This is a genomic window from Pseudomonas sp. FSL R10-0399, assembly GCF_009600165.1.
Classification (GTDB): Bacteria; Pseudomonadota; Gammaproteobacteria; order Pseudomonadales; family Pseudomonadaceae; genus Aquipseudomonas; species Aquipseudomonas helleri.
Map to the genome: position 1 here is coordinate 1 of NZ_WIWK01000181.1, position 7,159 is coordinate 7,159.

Annotated in this window: 5 protein-coding genes and 1 pseudogene; 2 read left to right on the plus strand and 4 right to left on the minus strand. The window is 58.6% G+C overall.

What is annotated here, in order from left to right; genetic code table 11:
* From GHO41_RS28000 to GHO41_RS28015, 4 genes and pseudogenes are all read right to left on the minus strand, one after another.
* Positions 1 to 326 (minus strand): annotated as a pseudogene (locus tag GHO41_RS28000) (ABC transporter permease); the annotation flags it as partial.
* Positions 323 to 2,020, minus strand: a complete 1,698-nt coding sequence (locus GHO41_RS28005; protein WP_153435230.1) for an ABC transporter substrate-binding protein — start codon at positions 2,018 to 2,020, stop codon at positions 323 to 325. The pseudogene GHO41_RS28000 and the gene GHO41_RS28005, both read right to left, overlap by 4 nt.
* Before the next feature lie 49 nt (positions 2,021 to 2,069).
* Positions 2,070 to 4,199 carry a TonB-dependent receptor family protein gene (locus GHO41_RS28010; protein WP_371929064.1) on the minus strand — a complete coding sequence of 710 codons (2,130 nt, stop codon included), beginning with the start codon at positions 4,197 to 4,199 and terminating at the stop codon, positions 2,070 to 2,072.
* A 253-nt stretch (positions 4,200 to 4,452) separates the two neighbouring features.
* A complete protein-coding gene (locus tag GHO41_RS28015) occupies positions 4,453 to 5,553 on the minus strand; it encodes an LLM class flavin-dependent oxidoreductase (RefSeq protein ID WP_218580284.1) in 1,101 nt (366 codons plus the stop codon).
* A gap of 260 nt (positions 5,554 to 5,813) precedes the next feature.
* On the opposite strand from GHO41_RS28015, the gene GHO41_RS28020 reads away from it, so the two are divergent.
* Both GHO41_RS28020 and GHO41_RS28025 read left to right on the plus strand, forming a co-directional pair.
* On the plus strand, positions 5,814 to 6,698 hold the full coding sequence (locus GHO41_RS28020; protein ID WP_153435232.1) for a transporter: 885 nt from the start codon (positions 5,814 to 5,816) through the stop codon (positions 6,696 to 6,698).
* A 154-nt stretch (positions 6,699 to 6,852) separates the two neighbouring features.
* The coding region (locus GHO41_RS28025; protein WP_178126601.1) for a hydroxyethylthiazole kinase at positions 6,853 to 7,159 on the plus strand (307 nt) is incomplete at its 3' end.

A 7,159-nucleotide genomic window follows, 5' to 3' on the forward strand; every position in this document is an offset into this window, starting at 1 on the left:
CTCAGCGACAGTTGCACGGTGGCGCCGAGTTGCCCGCTGATGACCTGCCCCACGGGCCTGCGCAAGTTGTACGAGTCGCCCAAGTCACCCTGGGCCAGGCGCCCCAGGTACTGGCCGTATTGCACGATCAAGGGTTGGTCGAGGCCGTATTCAGCGCGCACCTGGGCAATCAATTCGGCGCTCGGGTTGGCCCCTGGCCCGCCGAGAATGGCCATCGCCGGGTCGCCCGCACTCAGGTTGATGGCCAGAAAGGTCAGGGTTGCCGCGCCCCACAGCACGCCAATGCCGGACAACAATCGACGAAGGATCAGGCGCAGCGGATTCATTTGGCCTCCTGGTCGAGCCAGACCGTGGTGAAAATCGGAGTGTTATGCGAGGTGTCGAAGATCAAGCCCTTGACCGCGTTGCGGTAGGCCACCAGCACGTGGCTCTCGTACACCGGCGCTGCCGGGACGTTTTCGGCGAGGCGTTGCTGGGCGATGCTGTACAGCTTTTGCAACTCAACCGGGTCGGTGGTCTGCCGTGCGGCGCTGAGGGCGACGTCCAGTGGCTCGTCGCGAAAGCTGCCGATGTTCTGCCCGATAAAGCTCGGCGTGCTGATGGATTTGCTGTGGTAGAGGATGTACAGGCCGTCCGGGGTGTTGGTGTGCCAGTAGCCGGCGGCGATGACCTGGAAGTTGCCGGCATAGCGTTTTTCGAGGATTAGCGGCAGCGGCGCGATGTCGATGGTCAACTGGAAGCCGACCTTTTTCAGGTCAGCCTGAATCGCCACGGCAATGCTGCTGGGGTAGGCACCGGTTTCGTAAGTCAGCAATTCGGCCGCCAGACGCTGGCCATTTTTGACCCGGTAACCTTCGGCGTCGCGCTGCTCCCAACCGGCGCTGTCGAGCAGACGGTTGGCTTCGGCCACGTCGTACTTGAGCACGTCTTTGTAGGCCGGGTCGTAGAATCGGGTGTTGCTGGCCAGAAAATCGCTTTTAGGCTGGTACTCGCCAAAACCGGCGATCCAGGCAATGCCATCGCGATCAACCGCTTTGGTCACGGCACGGCGCACCACCACGTCCTGAAACGGGAACTTCTCGGTGTTGAACTGCATGCTGCGAAACGGGTTGCCCTTGCGGATCAGGCTGCGGATGTGCAAATCGGGGTTTTGCCGGATGGCCTTGGCGTTTTGCGCCGGCGCATCGACGGTGAAGTCGGACTGCCCCGACTCCAGCGAGCTGAAGCGAATCATCGCCTCGGGCACGATGCTTACTTCGAGGCGGTCGAGGTAGGCCTCGCCCTGATGCCCGGTGACTTCGGGTGCCCAGTGGTAGCCCTTGCGCTTGACGAAGTTCAGGCCTTGGTCGCGGGTATAGCTTTCGAGCACAAACGGCCCGGTGCCGATGGGGTGTTCGGCGATGGATTTGGGCGCCTCGACGATCTGGCGCGGCGACAGCATGCTCAGGTACGACTGCGCCAGCACATCGAGAAACGGTGAATAGGGTTCGCGCAGGTGCGCTTCGAAGGTGTACTCATCAATGATGCGACCGTCCACGTACGGGGCGATGTAAGCCGCCGCCAGCGGTGATTTGGTCTTGGGGTCACGCATGTGTTCAAGGTTGAGCTGTAGCGCGCGGGCGTTGAATTTTTCGCCATCGCTGTAGGTCACGTCGTCACGAAGATGAAAGGTGTAGGTCTTGCCATCTGGCGAAATCTCCCAGGACTTGGCCAGCCAAGGGGTGATGTTGCCCTGCTCGTCCTGGTACACCAGGCAGTCAAACAGGATGCGCCCCAGCCATTGCGTGTTGCCGTGGGAAATCGAATGCAAATCGAGCGTGGTGGTGTCGGATGAAGTCGACAGGCGCAGCGTGCCGCCCGGTTTGCCGGGGCTGCTTTCGCGGTAGTCATCGGGTTGGCTGGCGCTGGCATCGGCATTGACGACGATGGCGCGCGGCGCTTCGCTGGCCGGTTTGCAGGCGCCCAGCAGCCCGATACCGGCGATCAGCGCCAGGCGGGCAAGCCTTGTGGTCAGGGTCATGTGCTTCCTCCACCAGCGCCGCGTACTTCGCGACGCTGGCTGCGCAGGCTTAGAAGTTGTAAGTCACGCCGGTAAAGGCGCCGAAACCATCACCGGGGTAGAGCACCGCCGTGTCTTTGCCCTGCACGTCATACGACGGTGCCACGGCAGTCACGTAGGCCTTGTTGGTGAGGTTTTTCAGGTCCAGGTACACCTGCCAGGTTTTGCCCGGATCGTCGAAGCCAAAGCGTGCGCCCCACAGGGTGTAGGACGGCGCATAGAAGCTGTTGGCGTAGTCCACGGCGGTGCTGGACGCGGTGCGCACGTTGACCCCGGCATACAAACCGTTGGCAAACTGGTACTGCAACTCGGCCTGGTAGATGTGCTTGGGCAAGCCCGGCAGTTCGTTCTTTTTGAACAGCGGGTCGTTGTCGTAGTGGAAGTCGTTGAGGGTGTACGCCTGACGCCAGTTCAAGGTGTCGCCGTTGGCGCCTTCCCACAGGCGGGTGCTCAAGCCGGCTTCAATACCCTGGTGAATGGTCGGTGTGGCGTTGGAGGTAGACACCACGGCAGCCGAGGTGGCAGTGGCCGGGAGTACTTGAACGTTGAGCAGCTCGTTTTTCACCCACGACTTATAGAACGCCAGGCTGCCGTCGAAGATGCCGTATTTGCCCTTGATGCCGAACTCCACGGTGTTGGCGGTTTGTGGCACCAGTGGCTTGGTGTAGTTGGTGGTGACGCCCGAGCCGGAAATCGACCAGGAGCTGGGTGGGTCGATGGTGCGGCTGACGTTACCGAACAGTTGCACGTCGGGGGCGATGTAATAACGCAGGCCAATACGCGGGGCGAATCGCCACTCATCGTAGAGGTACTCGCTCGGCAGGCCGCTGGTGTTGGGGCGGTCGCTGTACGAGACCTTGACGTTACGCTTGATCTGGATCGCCGACACACCGGTAGACAGGTACAGGTTGTCGGTCAGGCCCAGGTCGTTGCCGAGGCTGAACACGTGGTCAAACGAGCCGTCGTACTTCACGTCTTTTTGCAGGATGCCGAGGTCTTTATTGCCTTTGTAGGTACGCACGCCAGCATTGATGTGCTGAGTGCTGGTCCAGCCCGCCGTGCTGGTGCTGGACAGGCCAAACAGGTGATCGGTGCGGGTGTAATTAAGCGAGTAGTTGATGTCGCGCCAATCCCAGTAGTTGGGGTTGACGGTACTTTTGCGGCTAAGAATCTGCGGGTAGTCGTGGTACACCAGCCCGGCTTCGAGCTTGGCGTCATCGTCGAAGGTATAAGTGGTTTTGCTGCCGATCCAGGTGGAGCCGAGCTTGGTTGAATCACCGCGCGTGTCACGGGTGGCGATGTTGGTTTGCGACGGTTTTTTCTTCAACTGGGCCAGGGTCAATTGGCCCGAGTTTTCGTGGTATTCCTCGCGATAACGCAGGTACACGCGGGTTTCCAGTTTGGGGCTGAAGCGGTAACCAAAGTTGCTGACGATGCCCTTGGCCTTGGTGTAGGTGAAGTCCTGGAAGCCGTCGCGCCTGGAGTTGTCGACACTGACAAAGTAGTCGGCATCGCCCACCACACCGCCGGTGCTTAGGGTCTCTTTTTCCCAGCCGAAGCTGCCGCCTTCGACCTTGATGCGCGTGCCCGGCGCAGTCAGCCCGGTGTTGGTGACAAAGTTGATGGCGCCGCCCAACGACAAGGCGCCGTATTCAAAAGCGTTGGCCCCGCGCAGCACTTCGGTGTAGTTCAGGCCCTGGGTGTCGAGCAACTCATAAGGTGTACCGCCCGCGCCGGTCAGCGCCAGGCCGTCAAAGAGGAACTTGGTGCCTTCACGAAAATACCCCGGCGAGGTGTTGGCCCCGGAGCCGCGAATCGAGATCTTGATCGCATCGTTGCCGCCCGCGGCCTGGGCATACACGCCCGGCTGATAGGCCAGGGTGTCTTCCAGGGTGGCCGAGCGACCCTTTTCGACTTCTGCCTGAGTGACCAGGCTGGTGCCGCCGGCCACTTCGTCGAGTTTGGCTTTGGCCGCTTGCACCTCGGTTTGTTGGGCGGCTTGCACGGTGACCGTGCCCAGACGTCGCTCGCCGTTCGGGCTGGCGTCATCGGCCAGGGCAAACGGGGCAAGGGTTAATAAGGCGCTGCTGACAGCGAATAAGGAGGAATGCCGTAAAACGGCAGAAGTAGCCAAGTGCACGCGTTTCAAATTATTACCCCACCTGAATAGAAAATAGGCGAGTTTCTATTGGCATAGTCAATCTCACGATAACAACGCTATTGCAGCGAACGTGCCAACTGGCCAAGTGCCTTATTTGCGGGTGTTTAGGGTTTTAATGTTGTAAGTGCGACTGTTGCGTTACAGCGCTACTGCCGAACACGTGTTTGTTTCCCAACACTTGTAAAAAATTGTTTATAAACTTTTAGCAGCACCTTAGATCCATAGTTGTTAATTAACTGAGTCGGGGCAATAGCAACTTAGCCACGTAATCGGCTTCTTCTTGCAAGGGCCAACCCGACAGGCTGATGACATTAAGTCCGGCTTTTTGTTGATAACGGTTGAGTGTGTTGACGATACTGTCGGGCGATCCGACAAGGTACGCCGACGATGAGCCAGTCCCGAATACATCCAGCGTCGACCAGGCCGTAATCCCGGCGTACAGGTTGTTTTCCAGGCGCAATTCTTCGAGGCTCGGCAGTTGCCGCTGACGTAGCCGGGCAAGCCAACCGGCACGCTTGGCATCCGGGGCGACAAAGGTGGCAAAGTTGAACTTGCCGCCACTGCGCCGCACGATTGACTCGTTTATTTTGTCGCGCAACACCTCAACGCCGGTAGCTTCGAACATCGCATAAAAGTGCGCCAGCGCCTCGCTGTCAGTCGGCCTTACAACCACGCTGGCCAAGGCGCCCAGCCCGCTGAACTGGCGCTTTGCAGCCTGCGCCGCCTGTTGCGCCTTATGAAACTTTTCGCTCACTACCGCCACTTCACGGAGCATGGTCATGTACACGTTGACCAACTCGCCGGCGTGGGCCACGCCCGCCGTTGAATCCCCCGTGCCCCACAGTTGCACGCCGTCTTTTTGCTGCGGGTGGATTTCCAGCGGGGTATTCGGGAAGTAGGTTTTGCTGCCCTGGGCATACGAAAAAGCAAACTTGCGCCAGTAATCAATGCCCAGGGTGTAGCGGTCGGCATGGGAGGTGGTAATGCCGTAGCCCTGCATGATGTTGTCACGCCCATTGACTAGATTGACCAACAACCGGCCCTGGGTCAGTTGGTCAAACGTGAGCGCTTGTTGGGCCAATAACTTGGCCGGGACCATGCGCGAATAAAAAGAAATCAGGAACTTGATGCGCCGGGTATAACTAGCCGCAAACGAGGCCGATATAAAAGGATCATTCGGCCAAGTTGCAACATGCGCCCCATAAAACCCGCCCTGTTCAATGGTCTGCGCCAGCGTTCGATAACGCTCGAAATCAATCGGATATAACCCGCCCGGGCACCACGGATAAGTACCGTCGGCAAAGCTCAAATACCATAAAACTTTCAGGGCCACGGGGTCTACCTCTGTTCAGATTGGGCGAAGACTAATGAGCCTGTTTCGTGGCTGTCAACGCAGCACGCGGCTTAAATTTAAAGTCATAAGCTTATGTATTTGCGGCATATGGACAGCTTTTTTATATCACTATCGTTAGTGATAAATGTGATTTTGATTATAAGCACGGCCTGCGTACGCTGATCACCACAGGAAACAACCGTCGCCCTTGCGGATTTCCACATCCCCGTAAACATGACGACAGACGTTTCAATAAACCCATGAAAAAGAAGACCTACACCTTACCGTTAACGCTGTTCAGCCTGCTGTCCATCACCCAACAGACGCAGGCGGCTGAAGCCGATCCGGGTGATTACATTGCCGCGCCACCGGGCACTGATCTGGGGCTGTTGTATTACCAACATTCGTCGGCCGACACTTACCGCGATGCATCGGGTAATAAAGTCGACGGCAGTAATCGGTTCAGGTCTGACATTGGCATTTTGCGTTACGTGCACTTTATGGAGGTGTTCGGCTACACGATTGACCCGCAAGTGGTGTTGCCGTTCGGGCAGTTGCATGACGCCAAAATCGGCGGCCAGTCCATTGATGGCAACAGCGGTATCGGTGACGTGCAACTGACCTCAACGGTGTGGTTGGTGAACAACCCGCAGGCGCGCCGCTGGTTTGGTATTTCGCCGTTTATCGTCGCGCCCACCGGCACTTACGATAAGCACGAAGCCTTCAACCTGGGTGAAAACCGCTGGAAGGGCATTGTGCAGGGCGGCTTTGTGCAGGGCTTCGGGCAATACTGGAGCTGGGACTTGATCGGCGACATCACCTGGTACGGCAAAAACACGGACGCCGGTGGCGGTGATCAGACGCTCAAACAAGACCGCTCTTACCAGGTGATCAACTGGTTGAGTTATCACCCGACTGACACGTCCCATGTGTCAATCGGCTACTCCCACACTTGGGGCGGCGCGCAACAGCTGGACGGCGTGGACAACGGTACCCGCACACGGGTTGATCAGTGGCGCGCACTGTACGCCACCAACGTCACCACCAAGGATCAGGTGCAGGTGACGCTGGCCAGGGACCTGAACGTTCGCGGCGGGTTTGAACGCGACTATCAACTGAATTTGCGCTTGGCTCATGTGTTTTAAAACGAGAGAAAACCTGTATTCGCTGCCAAGCATTTGGCTGCGATGGGTTGCGCAGCGACCCCAAACGGCGGCCCTGCTGCCCGCATCGCAGCCTTCGTACCTCGTCAGCGACTACAAAAAAATTGCGCTCAACTGTTTATCAACGAAGGTGTTTATGAGCTATCACTCCCCTGCCCTTGCTGCCCCGACTATTGAGTCTGTGATCGCCACGCACGCGGCGCTGCGGGCCAATACGCCGCTGGTGCAGTGCCTGACCAATGTGGTGTCGGCCAACTTTATGGCCAATGTGCTGCTCAGCGCCGGTGCCGCGCCAGCCATGGTCGACAACCCGGAAGAAGCCGCTGATTTTGCGCGCATCGCCGGGGCGGTGCTGATTAATCTCGGTACGCCGAACACGGCTCAGGTCGAAGGCATGCGCCTGGCCGTGGCCGCCGCCCATGACGCCGGGCGCCCCTGGGTGC

Coding starts and splice junctions, on each gene's coding strand:
- GHO41_RS28005 (WP_153435230.1), bottom strand. CDS start 2,020: ATGACCCTGACCACAAGGCTTGCCCGCCTGGCGCTGATCGCCGGTATC.
- GHO41_RS28020 (WP_153435232.1), top strand. CDS start 5,814: ATGAAAAAGAAGACCTACACCTTACCGTTAACGCTGTTCAGCCTGCTG.